The sequence below is a fragment of the Agilicoccus flavus genome (assembly GCF_014857905.1).
GTDB classification, from domain to species: domain Bacteria; phylum Actinomycetota; class Actinomycetes; order Actinomycetales; family Dermatophilaceae; genus Agilicoccus; species Agilicoccus flavus.
In genome coordinates this window covers 28,596-43,694 of the sequence record NZ_JACYXE010000003.1, presented here as the reverse complement: position 1 = coordinate 43,694, position 15,099 = coordinate 28,596, and the positions used below count along the sequence as shown (strand labels likewise).

Annotated in this window: 13 protein-coding genes; 5 read left to right on the top strand and 8 right to left on the bottom strand. The window is 73.2% G+C overall.

All coding sequences use genetic code 11. From position 1 onward, the window contains the following. Positions 1-12 precede the first annotated feature (12 nt). On the top strand, positions 13-1,227 hold the full coding sequence (locus tag ICW24_RS05995; protein ID WP_226344814.1) for a sensor histidine kinase: 1,215 nt from the start codon (positions 13-15) through the stop codon (positions 1,225-1,227). Next, the gene (locus ICW24_RS05990; RefSeq protein WP_226344813.1) at positions 1,224-1,895 is read left to right on the top strand and encodes a response regulator; all 672 of its coding nucleotides are present in this window, start codon (positions 1,224-1,226) and stop codon (positions 1,893-1,895) included. Before ICW24_RS05995 ends, ICW24_RS05990 begins: the two co-directional genes overlap by 4 nt. A gap of 39 nt (positions 1,896-1,934) precedes the next feature. Here ICW24_RS05990 and aroB read toward each other — a convergent pair whose 3' ends face one another. The 8 genes from aroB to ICW24_RS05950 all read right to left on the bottom strand — a co-directional run bounded on the left by aroB (position 1,935) and on the right by ICW24_RS05950 (position 10,989). After that, positions 1,935-3,050, bottom strand: a complete 1,116-nt coding sequence (aroB, locus tag ICW24_RS05985) for a 3-dehydroquinate synthase (protein ID WP_226344812.1) — start codon at positions 3,048-3,050, stop codon at positions 1,935-1,937. Continuing rightward, positions 3,047-3,580, bottom strand: coding sequence for a shikimate kinase (locus ICW24_RS05980; protein WP_226344811.1), 534 nt, complete (start codon positions 3,578-3,580; stop codon positions 3,047-3,049). Before ICW24_RS05980 ends, aroB begins: the two co-directional genes overlap by 4 nt. Further along, a complete protein-coding gene (gene aroC / locus ICW24_RS05975) occupies positions 3,574-4,794 on the bottom strand; it encodes a chorismate synthase (protein ID WP_226344810.1) in 1,221 nt (406 codons plus the stop codon). Before aroC ends, ICW24_RS05980 begins: the two co-directional genes overlap by 7 nt. Positions 4,795-4,868: 74 nt before the next feature. After that, positions 4,869-5,750, bottom strand: coding sequence for a shikimate dehydrogenase (locus ICW24_RS05970; protein WP_226344809.1), 882 nt, complete (start codon positions 5,748-5,750; stop codon positions 4,869-4,871). 68 nt (positions 5,751-5,818) lie between these two features. Then, entirely contained in the window at positions 5,819-7,210 is a 1,392-nt protein-coding gene (gene mltG / locus ICW24_RS05965) for an endolytic transglycosylase MltG (RefSeq protein ID WP_226344808.1), read from the bottom strand. Positions 7,211-7,294: 84 nt separating this feature from the next. Continuing rightward, the gene (gene ruvX, locus ICW24_RS05960; protein WP_226344807.1) at positions 7,295-7,801 is read right to left on the bottom strand and encodes a Holliday junction resolvase RuvX; all 507 of its coding nucleotides are present in this window, start codon (positions 7,799-7,801) and stop codon (positions 7,295-7,297) included. A gap of 2 nt (positions 7,802-7,803) precedes the next feature. Continuing rightward, positions 7,804-10,509 (bottom strand): alanine--tRNA ligase, encoded by a 2,706-nt coding sequence (alaS, locus tag ICW24_RS05955; RefSeq protein WP_226344806.1) that lies wholly within the window; start codon positions 10,507-10,509, stop codon positions 7,804-7,806. 231 nt (positions 10,510-10,740) lie between these two features. After that, positions 10,741-10,989, bottom strand: a complete 249-nt coding sequence (locus ICW24_RS05950; protein WP_226344805.1) for a hypothetical protein — start codon at positions 10,987-10,989, stop codon at positions 10,741-10,743. A 398-nt stretch (positions 10,990-11,387) separates the two neighbouring features. On the opposite strand from ICW24_RS05950, the gene ICW24_RS05945 reads away from it, so the two are divergent. The 3 genes from ICW24_RS05945 (at position 11,388) to ICW24_RS05935 (ending at position 15,088) form a co-directional block, all read left to right on the top strand. Continuing rightward, positions 11,388-13,052, top strand: a complete 1,665-nt coding sequence (locus ICW24_RS05945) for a peptide ABC transporter substrate-binding protein (RefSeq protein ID WP_226344804.1) — start codon at positions 11,388-11,390, stop codon at positions 13,050-13,052. 157 nt (positions 13,053-13,209) lie between these two features. Next, the gene (locus tag ICW24_RS05940; RefSeq protein WP_226344803.1) at positions 13,210-14,139 is read left to right on the top strand and encodes an ABC transporter permease; all 930 of its coding nucleotides are present in this window, start codon (positions 13,210-13,212) and stop codon (positions 14,137-14,139) included. Next, positions 14,132-15,088, top strand: a complete 957-nt coding sequence (locus tag ICW24_RS05935) for an ABC transporter permease (protein WP_226344802.1) — start codon at positions 14,132-14,134, stop codon at positions 15,086-15,088. The genes ICW24_RS05940 and ICW24_RS05935 overlap by 8 nt, the downstream gene beginning before the upstream one ends. Positions 15,089-15,099: the final 11 nt, after the last annotated feature.

Here is a 15,099-nt window from a genome sequence, read left to right as displayed (position 1 = left end):
ACGTGGAGCTCGGTGTGGCGGCTCAGCGCCGCCGCCCTCATCGGCGTGTTCATCGCGATCACCAACGTCGCCATCCTCGCCGACGAGGGCGACCTCGAGGCGGTCGGCGGCGGGGCCATCCTGCTCGACATCGTGGTGGGGCTGGTCTGCGTCGTCCTCGTGGTGTGGCGGCGGCGCCATCCGCTGCTGGTCGTGTCCGTCCTCGGCCTCGCCAGCGCGGTCTCGACCTTCGCGGGCGGACCCTGGGCGCTCGCCGCGGTGTCGGTGGGCACGCGCCGCCGCTGGACGGACCTGCTCGTCGTCGCGGCCACCTCCATCGCCGGAACCCTCGTGTACAACCGGCTCTACCCCACCGACGAGTCGGCGCCCCTGTGGTTCACACCGGTGTTCGGCCTCGTCCTGGTCATCGCCGTCAGCGCGTTCGGGTGGTACATCGGGGCCCGCCGCGACCTGCTCGCGTCGCTGCGCGAGCGCGCCGAGACCGCCGAACGCGAGAAGACGGCCTTTCTCGCCTCCGCCCGCAGCAACGAGCGCGCCGCCATCGCCCGCGAGATGCACGACGTCCTGGCGCACCGCATCTCCCTCGTCGCGATGCACGCGGGGGCGCTGTCGTTCCGGCCCGACCTCGACGCCGCCCAGCGCGCGCAGATCGCCTCGACGATCGAGGCCAACGCGCAGCTCGCCCTCGCCGACCTGCGCGACGTGCTGGGCGTGCTGCGCAACCCCGACACGAACCTCGGCGGGCCCCCGGACCGGCCCCAGCCCACCCTGGCCGACGTGGAGGCCCTCGCGCAGGAGACCGTCGAGGCCGGGACCCCGGTGGCGTTGACGACGCATGTGCAGGGACAACCGCCGACGACGCTCGGGCGCCACGCCTACCGGATCGCGCAGGAGTCGCTGACGAACGCCCGCAAGCACGCGCCGGGGCTGCCGGTGCAGCTCACCGTCTCGGGCCGGTCCGGGCTCGGCCTGCGGGTCGAGACCGTGAACCCTCTGCCCCTGCGGCCGGTCCCGAGCATCACCGGCGCCGGCGTCGGCCTCACGGGGATGGCCGAGCGGGCCGCCCTCGCGGGGGGCAGCCTCGAGCACGGCGCCACCCCCGACGGCCGCTACCGCGTCGTCGCGCGGTTCCCCTGGGCGGACCCGGAGCACCCCGCCGCGCCGTCCACGGACGGGACGACCCGCGGCACCCCCGTCGACCACCTCGCAGACAAGGACCCGACATGACCACCACCGACTCCGAACGCCTCAGCGTCGTCCTCGTCGACGACGACGCGCTGGTGCGCACCGGGCTCGCCCTCATCCTCGGCGGGGCGCCCGACCTCGAGGTGGTCGCCGAGGCGAGCGACGGGGTCGAGGCGATCGCGGTCGTGCGTCGGCACCGGCCCGACCTCGTCCTCATGGACATCCGGATGCCGAGGCGAGACGGCATCGAGGCGGCGATCCTCCTCCGCGGGGAGCCGAACCCGCCGAAGGTCGTCGTCCTCACGACGTTCGACACCGACTCGCTCGTGCTGTCGGCCCTGCGGGCCGGTGCCGACGGCTTCCTCCTCAAGGACACGCCGCCCGCGGCGATGATCGAGGCGATCCGGTCCGTCGCCGCCGGGGAGCCCGTCCTCTCGCCCACGGTCACGCGCCAGCTCATCGAGTCGGCGACCGCCGGCGACGGGGACACCCGGCGGGCGGCCGCCCTCGCCGACCTCGCGCGCCTGACCGAGCGGGAACGGGAGGTCGCCACGGCCATCGGCCGCGGCCTGTCGAACGCCGAGATCGGCCGGGAGCTCTACATGAGCGTGGCCACGGTCAAGGCGCACGTCTCGCACGTGCTCGACAAGTTCGGCGCCGACAACCGCGTGCAGATCGCGATCCGCGTCCACGACGCGGGGCTGACCTGACCGGGGGCGACGCCCCCGCGCCGACCTGCGCCCGAGCGGTCAGTCCCGGGACGGGGCGGCGACGGCGTCGTACGCCCGGCGCAGCAGGTCCTCGTCCGGGCCCTCGAGCCGCTCCGGAGCCCCGACGGCCGACAGGACGACGAAGCGCAGCATCGCGCCCCGGGTCTTCTTGTCGCGGCGCATGACGGCGAGCAGGTCGTCCCAGGCGACCCCCTCCGGTGGCGCGTACGTCGTCGGCAGCCCCACGGCCTCCAGGACGGTCCGGTGGCGGGCGACCGTCGCGTCGTCGAGCCGCCCCGCGAGACGGGCCAGCTCGGCCGCGTAGACGAGCCCGACGGCCACGGCGTCGCCGTGCCGGACGCGGTAGCCCTCGACCTGCTCGATCGCGTGGGCGAACGTGTGGCCGTAGTTGAGGATCTCGCGCAGCCAGGACTCGGTGAGATCGGCCGTGACGACCTCCGCCTTGACGGCGATCTTGCGGGCGACGAGCTCGGCGAGGACCGGCGAGCGGGGGTCCGTCGCGGCCGCCGGATCGGCCTGCACGAGGTCGAGCACGACGGGGTCGGCGATGAATCCGCCCTTGATCACCTCGGCGAGCCCCGCGACGAGGTCGGCTCGCGGCAGGGAGTGCAGGACGCGCAGGTCGACGAGCACCCCGGCCGGGGGGTGGAAGGCGCCGACGAGGTTCTTGCCCTCGGGGGTGTTGATACCCGTCTTGCCGCCGACGGCCGCGTCGACCATGGCGAGCAACGTCGTCGGCACCTGGACGACCGCGACCCCCCGCAGCCACGTCGCGGCGACGAACCCGGCGAGGTCCGTGACGGCTCCCCCGCCGACCCCGACGACGGCGTCGGTGCGCGTGAAGCCCGCCCGGCCGAGGACGCCCCACAGGTGGACCGCGACGTCGGCCGTCTTGGCCGCCTCACCGTCGGGCACGACCTCGGTGTGCACCTGCACGCCTCGCGCCGCGAGGCCGTCGGCCACGGACGTCGCGAGGTGTTCGACGGCGGCCGCGTGGACCACGAGGACCCGCGCCACCCCCGCCCCGAGCAGTGCGGCGACCTCGGCCGGCGTGTCGCTCGCGCCGACGACGACGTCGTAGCCGTCCGGTCCGCCGACGCGGATGCGGCGGGTCCCGCCCTCGGACCGCCTCATCGGTTCCCCCTGTCCGCGCGGACGAGGTCGAGCACCTCGTCCGCGACCTCGCGTGCCGTGCGGCCGCCGGTGTCGATCCGCCACGACGCCAGCGCCTCGTACACCGGCCGCCGCTCGTTCATGAGGATCGTCCATCGGCCCCGCGGGTTGAGTGCGAGCAGCGGCCGGCCCTGGTCGAAGCCGGCGCGCCGCGCGGCGTCGCGCAGGGCCACGTCGAGGAAGACGACGCGGTGTCCGGCCAGGTCGGCGCGGGTCCGCTCGTCGAGGACGGCGCCGCCGCCGAGCGCGACGACTGCGGGGCCGCGGGCCAGGGCCGCGACGACGGCCACCCGCTCGTGGGCGCGGAACGCCTCCTCGCCCTCGTCGACGAACACCTCCGCGATGCTCGCGCCGGCCCGCTCGACGACGAGGTCGTCGGTGTCGAGGCGGGGCAGGCCGAGGTCGACCGCGAGCAGGGCGCCGACCGTGGACTTGCCGGCTCCGGGCGGGCCGACGAGGACGAGCGAGGGAGCCGTGCCGGGGTTCACCACGTGCGCATCCCCTCCGGGATCCCGTCGAGGTAGGCGCGCACGGAGGCGGCCGTGCCGGTGACGCTGTCGCCACCGAACTTCTCGGCCACCGCGTCGGCGAGCACCAGGGCCACCATGGCCTCGGCGATGACCCCGGCGGCGGGCACGGCGCACACGTCGGAGCGCTGGTGGATGGCGGTGGCCGGGTCGGCGGAGCGGACGTCGACGGTGTCGAGGGCGCGGGGCACGGTGCTGATCGGCTTCATCGCGGCCCGAACGCGCAGGACGTCACCCGTGGACATGCCGCCCTCCGTCCCGCCGGCGCGGCCCGACCGGCGCCGGATCACCCCCCCGGCGTCGCGCTCCATCTCGTCGTGGGCGGCCGATCCGCGGCGACGCGCGGTGGTGAACCCGTCCCCCACCTCGACGCCCTTGATGGCCTGGATGCCCATGAGCGCGCCGGCGAGGCGCGCGTCGAGACGGCGGTCCCAGTGGACGTAGGACCCGAGGCCGGGCGGCAGTCCGTACGCGAGGACCTCGACGACCCCGCCGAGCGTGTCGCCGTCGGCGTGCGCGGCGTCGATCTCGGCGACCATGGCGGCCGAACCCTCCGGGTCGAGCGAGCGCACGGGGTCGGCGTCGAGGGCGGCGACGTCGTCGGGGCCGGGCAGGACGGCGTCCGGGCCGACCTGCGCCGAGCCGATGCCGACCGTGTGCGAGACGAGCCTGATCCCGGCGGCCTGCTCGAGGTAGGCCGACGCGAGCGCCCCGAGGGCCACGCGGGCGGCCGTCTCGCGGGCGGAGGCGCGTTCGAGCACGGGCCGGGCCTCGTCGAAGCCGTACTTCTGCATGCCGACGAGGTCGGCGTGACCAGGCCGGGGCCGCGTGAGGGGCCGATTGCGGGCGATCTCCTTGGGGGCGTTGACGTCGTCGGAGGCCGCGAGGGCCGACTCCGGGACGGGGTCGGCGCTCATGACCGTCTCCCACTTGGGCCACTCACTGTTGCCGATGACGACGGCCAGGGGCGACCCGAGGGTGCGCCCGTGGCGCAGGCCGCCGGTGATGTCGACGACGTCCTGCTCGAACTTCTGGCGCGCCCCGCGCCCGTGCCCGAGGCGGCGACGGGCCAGGGCGGCGCGCACGTCGTCGGTGGTCACCTCCACCCCGGCGGGCATCCCCTCGAGGATCGCCGTGAGGGACGGTCCGTGCGACTCACCGGCAGTCAACCAACGCATGGCCGACATGCTCCCACGGCGCCCGCGCCGCCCGACCCGCCCGTTCAGTCGGTGGAACCTTCCCCGACCGGGCGTCAGGCCCCGGGCACGTGCGCGACGGCGCGGCGCATCGCGTCGACCGGCGGGGTGTGGCCGGTCATGAGCCGTACCTGCTCGGCGGCCTGGTGCACGAGCATCGGCACGCCGGAGGCGACGCGCGCCCCCGCCTCGGTGGCCCACGAGGCCAGCGAGGTGGGCCAGCCCCCGTAGACGACGTCCATGAGGACGGCGCCCGCGAGCCGGTCGGGCTCGAGCCGGGGCAGGCCGAGGCGGGTCCCGGTCGGCAGCGTCGACACGACGACGTCGGCGTCGCACAGGGCCCGGACGAGGTCGGCGGCGTCGGTGAGCCGGACGACCCCGACGTCGAGCCCACGCCGGCGGGCGAAGTCGAGGGTCTGCGGGCGCGGCGCCCGGCGCACCGCGAACGACAGCTCGCGGGCCCCGAGGCGCGCGGTCGCGTCGGCGGCGGACCGGGCCGTGGCCCCCGCCCCGAGGACGAGGACGCGACGCGGGTCGGCGACGCCGGCCTCGAGCAGGGCCTCGAGGAGGCCGGCGGCGTCGGTGCTGTCGGCGTACCAGCCGTCCTCGGCGCGCACCAGCGTGTTCGCGGCGCCGACGTCCCGCGCGTGCGCGGAGGCCGCGACGCCGGCGGCGAGGGCCGCCTCCTTGAGCGGCATGGTCACCGAGAACCCGACCCACTCCGGCCCGCATCCGGCGAGGAAGCTCGGCAGGTCGGGTTCGCCCGCCCCGCCGACCGCGAACCGGTCGTAGGCCCACTCGCGCAGGCCGAGCGCCGCGTACGCCGCCTCGTGCAGCGCCGGCGACAGGGAATGCTCGATCGGCGACCCCAGCACGGCCGCGCGGCACGTGGGCGCGACGGGGGACGCCTCCGGACTCGGGTGGGGCACGACGCCCACGGGCGTGACCTCGCTCTCGGTATCGGTCGGGGCACCCGGACCGCCGGCGGTCGCCGGCCCGGCGACGCTCAGCACTGGCCCGGGTGGGCCTGGCACCACTTCTGGAACAGCGCGACGTTGGCCTGGTGCTGCTCGCCGGTGACGGCGAAGCGGGTCGCACCGCTCGAGGGGTCCACCGTGACGAAGTACAGCCACGGACCGGCGGCGGGCGCCTGAGCGGCCTTGATGGAGGCGGCTCCCGGGTTGCCGATCGGCCCGGCGGGCAGGCCCGGGCGGACGTACGTGTTGTACCCGTTCTTCGCGGCGCGCTCGGCGTCGGTCGTCGTGATCGACTTGCGCTGCACCCCGTAGTTGACCGTCGAGTCGAACTGCAGCGGCATCTTCTTCGCGAGCCGGTTCTCGATGACCCGCGCGACCTTCGGCCGGTCGGCGTCGAGGCGTGCCTCGGCCTCGACGAGGCTGGCGACGATGACCGTCCGTTCCATCTCTGCGTCGTTGACGCCGAGCTGGCGCAACTGGCTCGTCGACTTCCCGACGAGGGCGCGCAGCTGTTCGGTGGCGGATGCCCCCGGCGTGAACTCGTAGGTGGCCGGGAACAGGTAACCCTCGACGTTGCCCTGCGCCGAGGCGGGCAGGCCGAGGCTGTCGGGCGAGGACTTCGCCGCCGCCTCGGCCTTGGTGTAGTCGGCGACGGGGAGGCCGGTGGCCTTCGACAGCGCGGCGTACACCTCGCGCTTCCACAGGCCCTCACGCAGCGTCACCTTGACGACCTGGCGCCCCTCGCCCCGCAGGAGCGAGAGCGCGTCGACGGCCTTCATCTGCGACCGCAGGTTGTACTGGCCGGGCTGGACCTCCGGCCCGGGGTGCTCGGCGAGGGCGTCGGTGAAGGCGGACGTCGTCATGACGACGCCGGCCTTCTGCAGACCGTCGGCGATCTGGCTGTAGGTGTCGCCGGGCCGGACCGTGTACGTCACCTGCCCGGTGCCGGGCCCCTCGTAGTCCTTGCTCGCCGTGAGAGAGCTGATGATCGGGAGCAGACCCGCCGCCGCCACGCCGATGCCCGCCACGAGTACGAGGACCGCCACGGCGATCGCGACGAGGCGGGTGCGACCCCGCCGGTTCCGCCGCGGCCGGTCGCCGATGACGCCCTCGTCGTCGTCTTCGTCGTGGCCGTCGCGCTCGTCGTATCCGTCGCGGTCGTACTCGTCGTAGAGCTCACGGTCGTCGTAGCCCGGTTCGTCGGCACCGGGGTGGTCGTGGCCCGGGTGGTCACGCTCGACGTGGTCGTGACGGTCGCCGTGGCCGGACGCGTGCTCGGCGCTTCCGCCGGAGCCGGCGTCGACGAAGACGTCGTCCCCGGACTCGTCGTAGCCGCGCTCTCCCGGCCCGTCGTCGAACCCCTCGCCGGTGCGGCCGCCCGAGGCCGGCTCGTGCCCGGGAGCGTCGTCGCGTCTGACCATGGTTCCCACTCTGCCTTGTCGGGGGGCCGGAGCCCACATCGGAGGTTTGCGTGTCGCTGCCGGTCGGAGCGATCGGGGCCGCCGTCAGCGAGCGCCGCGGTGCCGAGGCTTGCGCCCGGTCACGGCCTCCCCGGGGGCACGCCCCGACGCCCGTTCCGCGTCGAGGGCGTGCTGGAGGATCACCACGGCGGCTGCCTGGTCGACGACGTCGCGGGAGGTCCGTTCGCTGCGGCCGCTCGCGCGCAGGTGGCGCTGCGCGTCGACGGTCGTGAGGCGCTCGTCGACGAGCCGCACCGGCACCGGTCGCACGGCGGCCGCCAACCGGACCGCGAAGGCGCGGGCCGTCTGCGCCGCCGGGCCCTCCTGACCCGACAACGACCGCGGCAGGCCGACGACGATCTCGGCCGCCGGAGGCCGGCCGGCCGGGTCGTCACCGGACGCGAGGGCGGCCACGGCCGCCACCGGGTCGGGGGCCCCGTCACCCGCGGGCACGGTCGCCACCGGCGTGGCGAGGATGCCGTCGGGGTCGCTGCAGGCCACCCCGATCCGCACCGACCCCACGTCGACGCCGAGGCGGACGCCGGTGCGCACGCTCAGGCGGGGGCCGCGACGGCCAGGCCGACGGCGCGCTCGATCGCCGAGATCGCCTCGGGCAGCGCGTCGGCGTTCGTGCCGCCGCCCTGCGCGAGGTCGTCCTTGCCGCCGCCGCCGCCGCCGAGCGCCGAGGCGGCCGCCTTGACGAGGGCGCCCGCCTTGATGCCGGCGGAGCGGGCCGCGGCGTTCGTCGCGACGACGACGGCCGGCCGGCCGTTCGTCGCGGACGCGAGGGCGACGACGCTGCCGCGCTCCTCGCCGAGGCGCGCGCGCACGTCGGTGACGAGCCGGCGCAGGTCGTCGGCCGCGACGCCGTCCCCGACGTCGGAGGCCACGACGGACACGCCGCCGACGTCCCGCGCGCCGGAGGCGAGGGCGCCCGCCCCGGCCAGCACCTCCTTCTGCCGCACCGCGGCGATCTCGCGCTCGGCCTCCTTGAGCCGCGCGAGGATGCCCTCGATCCGCTCGGGCAGCTCCTCGGGGCGGCCCTTGAGCACGTCGGTGAGACGCGAGACGAGGACCGACTCGCGCGCGAGATGGCTGTAGGCGTCCATGCCAACGAGCGCCTCGACACGGCGCACGCCGGATCCGACGGACGACTCGCCGAGGAGCTTGACGACGCCGAGCTGCCCCGCGCGCTGCGCGTGGGTCCCACCGCACAGCTCCTTGGACCAGTCGCCGATCGACACGACCCGGACCTCGTCGCCGTACTTCTCCCCGAACATCGCGAGCGCGCCCGACTCCAGCGCCTGCTTCTTGTTCATGACCTCGGCACCGACGGGGAGGTCGTCGAGGAGCACCTGGTTGATGTGCTCCTCGATCTCGCCGAACACCGACGCGGGCACCGGCTTGCTCCAGCTGAAGTCGAACCGCAGCCGGCCCGGCGCGTTCTCCGAACCCGCCTGCGTGGCCGTCGAGGACAGCGCGTCGCGCAGGGACTGGTGCAGCACGTGGGTCGCGGTGTGGGAGCGCGACACCGACCGCCGCCGCTCGACGTCGATGCTCGAGTGCGCGACGTCGCCGACGCCCAGCTCACCCGAGACGACCCGCCCCTTGTGCACGATGAGGCCGGTGATGGGCTTCTGGACGTCGGTGACCTGCACGAGGGCCCCGCCGAAGCGCATGAGGCCGTGGTCGGCGAGCTGGCCGCCACCCTCGGCGTAGAAGGGGGTGCGGTCGAGCACGATCTCGACGTCGTCGCCCTCGCGGGCCCGGTCGGCGGGGACGCCCCCGGCGATGAGCCCGGCGACGCGGCCGTCGCCCTCGACGTCGGTGTAACCGGTGAAGGAGACCGGCCCGCCGACCGCGTCGAAGAGCGCGCGGTAGGCGTGCGTGTCGCCGTGGCCCTGCTTCTTCGCCTTCGCGTCGGCCTTCGCGCGGTCGCGCTGCGCGGCCATGAGCTCGCGGAACCCCGCCTCGTCGACGGACAGCCCCTGCTCCGAGGCCATCTCGAGGGTGAGGTCGATGGGGAAGCCGTACGTGTCGTGCAGGCTGAACGCATCCGACCCGGTGAGGATGCGCCCGCCCTGGGCCTTCGCCCTGGCGACCGCCGTGTCGAGGATGGTCGTGCCCGAGGCGAGGGTGCGGCGGAACGCCTCCTCCTCCGCGTACGCGATGGTCGAGATGCGGTCGAAGTCGCGCGCCAGCTCGGGGTAGGACTGGCTCATGCGCTCCATGCTCACGGGCAGCAGCTCGGGCAGGCACGGCTCGTCGACGCCGAGCAGGCGCATCGCGCGCACCGCTCGACGCAGCATCCGGCGCAGCACGTAGCCGCGGCCCTCGTTGCCGGGGGTGACGCCGTCGCCGATGAGCATGAGCGAGCTGCGGACGTGGTCGGCCACGACGCGCAGGCGGACGTCGTCGGGGTGGCTCGTCTGGGCCGTCTGCCCGCCGCCCGCCCCGTAGCGCTTCCCCGCCATGTCGGCCGCGCGCTCGAGGACCGGGTAGACCTCGTCGATCTCGTACATGTTGTCGACGCCCTGCAGGATCGAGGCGATGCGCTCGAGCCCCATCCCGGTGTCGATGTTCTTCTTCGGCAGCTCGCCGGCGATGTCGAAGTCGACCTTCGAGCGGACGTGCGAGAGCTCGTACTGCATGAAGACGAGGTTCCAGATCTCCATGAAGCGGTCCTCGTCGACCGCGGGCCCGCCGTCGGGCCCGTACTCCGGGCCCCGGTCGACGTAGATCTCGCTGCAGGGACCGCCCGGGCCGGGCACGCCCATGCTCCAGTAGTTGTCCGCGAGCCCGCGCCGGACGATGCGCCCGGCGTCGATGCCGGTGAGGTCGCGCCACAGCTCGGCCGCCTCGTCGTCATCCTCGTAGACGGTGACCCACAGCTTCTCGGGGTCGAGGCCGTAGCCGCCCCGACCCTGCGACGTGGTCAGCAGCTCCCACGCGAAGCGGATCGCGTCGGGCTTGAAGTAGTCGCCGAAGCTGAAGTTGCCGTTCATCTGGAAGAACGTGCCGTGGCGGGAGGTCTTGCCGACCTCCTCGATGTCCTGCGTGCGCACGCACTTCTGGACGCTGGTCGCCCGGCGGAACGGCGGCGTCTCCTGCCCGAGGAAGTAGGGCTTGAAGGGCACCATGCCCGCGTTGACGAACAGCAGGTTGGGGTCGTCGTAGAGCAGCGGGGCGCTCGGGACGACGGTGTGGCCCTTGCTCTCGAAGAAGCGGAGCCAGCGGCGCCTGATCTCGGCGGTTTCCATGACGGGTCCTTCGTCGGTGCGGGGAGGTCGGCCCCCGCCGCGCCGCGGGTCGACGGGCGACACGCGCACGGGCGGCGAGGGCTCTGCACCCTCCAGACTAGGCCCCGGCACCGACGACGCCCGCCGCGCCCCGCGGTGGCGGGGCACGACGGGCGCTGTGCGTCGCCGCATCGGGGCTCGGACGCGTCGGCCGAGGATCGGTGGCCGCGTCGGGGCCGGGCAGTGGGCCCCTCAGTGGGCGACGCGGACCCGGTGCGCGGGCCGGTAGACCTCGAGTCGGCCGAAGGTCAGGGCCAGGACCAGCTCGCGCACGCCGGTGCGCCAGGGGGTCGATCCGGGCTCCCGGTGCGCCCCGGGGCCACGCCGGCGCGAGCTGAGCAACATCTCCTGGGCCGTGGGGAGCCCGCTGACCCCGACGACGGGGCCGACCGGGAGGTCGCGACCCCGGGCCGGTGCCGCCACGTGCAGTTGGACGCTCATGGGTGTCACCTTCGCCTCGAGCGCCGCGACGAAGGAGGGGTGTCGCCGGCGCGATGCGGTGATGCTATCCACGCCTGGGGGTCGGGCCAAGGAGGCGCGCGGTCGGCGCCCGACCGGCACGGCCCGGTGGCGGCCCGGTGGCGGCCCGGTCGGTGCCCCGGCCCGAGGACGAGCAGTCCGACCGGCTCGAGCGCCCGAGGGTGGGCAGCGGGATCACGATTGCGTCTCGGAGTCCGGCATATCGCCGAATCGACAGTATCCGGCTGAAGGACGTCCTACCTTGATGCGCAACGCCACCGCACTCCAGGCTGCGCCGATCACGACGACACCGGACGCGAGGGCGGTTCGTCACACCCCGTCCCCGCGACCGCGGAGGACCCTTCCAGGAGGTCTCACAGATGCGAGCCAAGACCCGAGCGGCAGTCGTCGCAAGTCTTTCCGCCACGGCCCTGCTCACCGCCTGCGGCGGCGGCGGGGGCGGCGACGCCGGTGGCGGGGGCAGCACGGGCGGGGGCCAGGGCGCCGGCGGGGGCGAGATCGTCGCCAGGGGCTGCCAGCCGCAGAACCCGCTCATCGGGGGCGACACCGGTGAGTCCTGCGGCCACGACATCGTCGAGCTCTTCACCTCGACGCTGTACAAGTACGACCCCGACACGGCGGAGCCGAAGGCCGACATCGCCGAGTCGATCGAGACGACCGACAACACCAACTTCACGGTCAAGATCAAGCCGGGCTACAAGTTCCAGGACGGCACCGAGGTCAAGGCCAAGAACTTCGTCGACGCGTGGAACTACACCGCGTACGCCCCCAACGCCCAGTACCTCTCGTACTTCATGGAGCCGATCGCCGGCTTCGCCGACCTGCAGTCCGAGGACCCTGACGGCGACGGCCCCCAGAAGGGCCCGAAGCCGAAGGCCGCCAAGATGTCGGGCCTCAAGGTCGTCGACGACCACACGTTCACGATCAAGACGACGACCCCGGTCTCGAACCTCCCGGTCCGCCTCGGGTACACGGCCTTCGCGCCGCAGCCCGACGCCTTCTTCAAGGACCCGAAGACGTTCGCCGACAAGCCGATCGGCGCCGGCCCGTACCAGGTCGTCAGCTACGAGAAGGGCCGCCAGGCCGTCCTGCAGAAGTTCTCGGGCTACTCCGGCCAGTTCGGCGGCAAGGTCGACAAGATCACCTTCCGCATCTACCAGGACATCGAGGCCGCCTACAACGACCTCCTCGCCGGCAACCTCGACGTGGCCGACGAGCTCCCCGCCAGCGCCCTCGTCGCGAAGAAGTTCCAGTCCGACCTGCCCGACCGCTGGGCGCAGAAGGCGTACCCCGCGATCCAGACGATCATGTTCGCCCCCGACAAGGTGTCGCCGGACTACGCGAACCCGAAGATCCGCCAGGCCATCTCGATGTCGATCGACCGCCAGAAGATCATCAACGACCAGTTCGACGGCGCGCGTCAGCCCGCCACGGGCTGGGGCGCCCCCGGTACCCAGGGCTACGCCGAGGGCCTGTGCGGCGAGTTCTGCACGTACAACCCCACGAAGGCCAAGCAGCTGCTCGCCGAGGCCGGCGGCTTCAAGGGCAAGCTGACGATCTCGTACAACGCCGATGCGGCGCACAAGGACTGGGTCACCGCCACGTGCAACTCGATCCGCACGGCCCTCGGGGTCGACTGCGTGGCCGCCCCGGTCACCGACTTCGCGACGTTCCGCGACCAGATCGGCGGGGGCAAGCTCAAGGGCATGTTCCGGTCCGGCTGGATCGCCGACTACCCGCACATCGAGAACTTCCTCACCCCCCAGTACTCCACGGGCGGCTCGAGCAACGACAACAAGTACTCGAACCCCGCCTTCGACAAGAAGCTCGTCGAGGCCGGCACCCTCGAGGGCGAGGCGTCGCTCAAGGCCTACCAGGACGCCGAGAAGATGCTCGCCACCGGGATGCCGTCGATCCCGATGTGGTACTACACGGCGCAGATCGGCTGGTCCGAGAAGATGAACAACGTCAAGGTCAACGTAGCCTCCGGCCGACCCGACCTGCTCTCGGCCACCGTTAAGTGACGAGGTGACATCCCCGCTCGGTCGGCGTCCTCATCCGGACGCCGACCGAGCGGCGTCGTCCGGCGGCCTCACCGTGAGGCGACGCCGGCCCCTCCCCTCTTCACGCCGCCTGCGAGGATCGCGCCCCGGGCGGCCCCCGACAGCACCTGGAGGTGTCATGGGCAAGTACGTCATCCGGCGGCTGCTCCAGATGATCCCCGTGGTCCTCGGAACGACGTTCATCATCTACGCGATGGTCTTCGCCCTTCCCGGGGATCCGACGGCCGGCAAGTGCGGCGACCGCGGGTGCCCCCCGGCCGTCGTCGCCGAGATCCGCGAGCAGTACAACCTCGACGACCCCGTCCCCGTCGCGTACGTGAAGTACCTCGGCAAGCTCGCCACGGGCGATCTCGGCGAGAACACCTACGGCATCCCGGTCACGCAGGACCTGGCCCAGCGGTACGCGATCACCGGCAAGCTCGCGCTCATGGCGATCGCGATCGAGGCGGTGATCGGCATCCTCGCCGGGGTGCTGGCGGCGATCAGGAAGGGTTCGTTCCTCGACTCCCTCATCCTCGTGAGCACGCTCGTCGTCATCTCCGTGCCCGTGTTCGTCATCGGCGTGCTCGCCCAGTTCTACTTCGGCGTCCGGTTGGGCTGGTTCCCCGTCACGGTGACGAGCCGCAACCCGTCGATGTACCAGCTCCTCATGCCCGCGATCGTGCTCGCGTCGCTGTCGATGGCCTACGTCACGCGCCTCACGCGCACGAACCTCGCCGAGAACCTGCGGGCCGACTACGTGCGCACGGCCAAGGCCAAGGGGCTGACCCAACGCCGCGCCATCGGGCTGCACGCCCTGCGCAACTCGATGATCCCCGTCGTCACCTTCATGGGCTACGACTTCGGCGCCCTCCTCGGCGGCGCGATCGTCACGGAGCGCATCTTCAACATCCAGGGCATCGGCGGCTACATCTTCCAGAGCATCAACCACCGCGACGGGTTCGCCGTCGTCGGCGCCGTCACCGCGCTCGTCATCGTGTATCTCATCGTCAACCTCGTCGTCGACCTTCTGTACGGCGTTCTCGACCCGAGGATCAGCCATGACTGACACCCCTCAGCAGTCCGTCACCGCGACCGCCGGCATCGAGCCGGGCGAGCCCTCGACCGACGTCGCGCCTGCGCGCGAGGCGGCCGCGCCCGCCCGCTCGCTCACCTCCGACGCGTGGCGTCAGCTCCGGCGCAAGCCGGCCTTCTGGTTCAGCGTCGTCCTCATCGCCCTGTTCGTCGCGATGGCCGCCTTCCCCGGCCTCTTCACGTCGATCGACCCGAGGCAGGTGTTCGACGTTCGGCAGGAACCGAGCGCCGAGCACTGGTTCGGCACCGACGGGCAGGGCTACGACATCTATTCGCGCACCATCCACGGGGCCCGGGCGTCGATCCTCGTGGGCATCCTCACGACGGTCGCGACGACGCTCATCGGCGGGGCCGTCGGCATCCTCGCGGCCTACTTCGGCGGCTGGCTCGACACGATCGTCTCGCGGATCACCGACGTCTTCTTCGCGATCCCGGTGCTGCTGGGCGGCATCCTCTTCATGAGCGCCTTCCCGAGCGACCAGTCGACCCCGTACCTGTCGGTCGTGCTCAAGGTCGTCGCGGCGCTGACGATCCTCGGCTGGCCGAGCCTCGCGCGGCTCATGCGCGGGTCGGTGCTGCAGGTGTTGCCGAACGACTACATCCAGGCGGCCCGCGCCCTCGGCGCGAGCCCGTGGCGGATCATCACCAAGCACGTCCTCCCGAACTCGTTGGCGCCCATCCTCGTCGTCTCGACGATCAACCTCGGCGTCTTCATCGTCGCCGAGGCGACGCTGTCGTTCCTCGGGATCGGGCTCGTGCCGCCGGCGGTGTCGTGGGGAGTGGCCATCAACGAGGGCCTGACCTTCCTGCGCACCTTCCCGCACATCCCGCTGTTCCCCAGCCTGTTCCTCAGTCTGGGCGTCCTCGCCTTCATCATGCTCGGCGACGCCGCCCGCGACGCGTTCGACCCCAAGTCCCGGTGAGGGCAGGAAGC

What these genes read in the sequence shown, in the direction of transcription:
- ICW24_RS05990 (WP_226344813.1), top strand. Translation starts at nt 1,224, where the DNA reads ATGACCACCACCGACTCCGAACGCCTCAGCGTCGTCCTCGTCGACGAC.
- aroB (WP_226344812.1), bottom strand. Translation starts at nt 3,050, where the DNA reads ATGAGGCGGTCCGAGGGCGGGACCCGCCGCATCCGCGTCGGCGGACCG.
- aroC (WP_226344810.1), bottom strand. Translation starts at nt 4,794, where the DNA reads ATGCGTTGGTTGACTGCCGGTGAGTCGCACGGACCGTCCCTCACGGCG.
- mltG (WP_226344808.1), bottom strand. Translation starts at nt 7,210, where the DNA reads ATGGTCAGACGCGACGACGCTCCCGGGCACGAGCCGGCCTCGGGCGGC.
- alaS (WP_226344806.1), bottom strand. Translation starts at nt 10,509, where the DNA reads ATGGAAACCGCCGAGATCAGGCGCCGCTGGCTCCGCTTCTTCGAGAGC.
- ICW24_RS05950 (WP_226344805.1), bottom strand. Translation starts at nt 10,989, where the DNA reads ATGAGCGTCCAACTGCACGTGGCGGCACCGGCCCGGGGTCGCGACCTC.
- ICW24_RS05945 (WP_226344804.1), top strand. Translation starts at nt 11,388, where the DNA reads ATGCGAGCCAAGACCCGAGCGGCAGTCGTCGCAAGTCTTTCCGCCACG.
- ICW24_RS05940 (WP_226344803.1), top strand. Translation starts at nt 13,210, where the DNA reads ATGGGCAAGTACGTCATCCGGCGGCTGCTCCAGATGATCCCCGTGGTC.
- ICW24_RS05935 (WP_226344802.1), top strand. Translation starts at nt 14,132, where the DNA reads ATGACTGACACCCCTCAGCAGTCCGTCACCGCGACCGCCGGCATCGAG.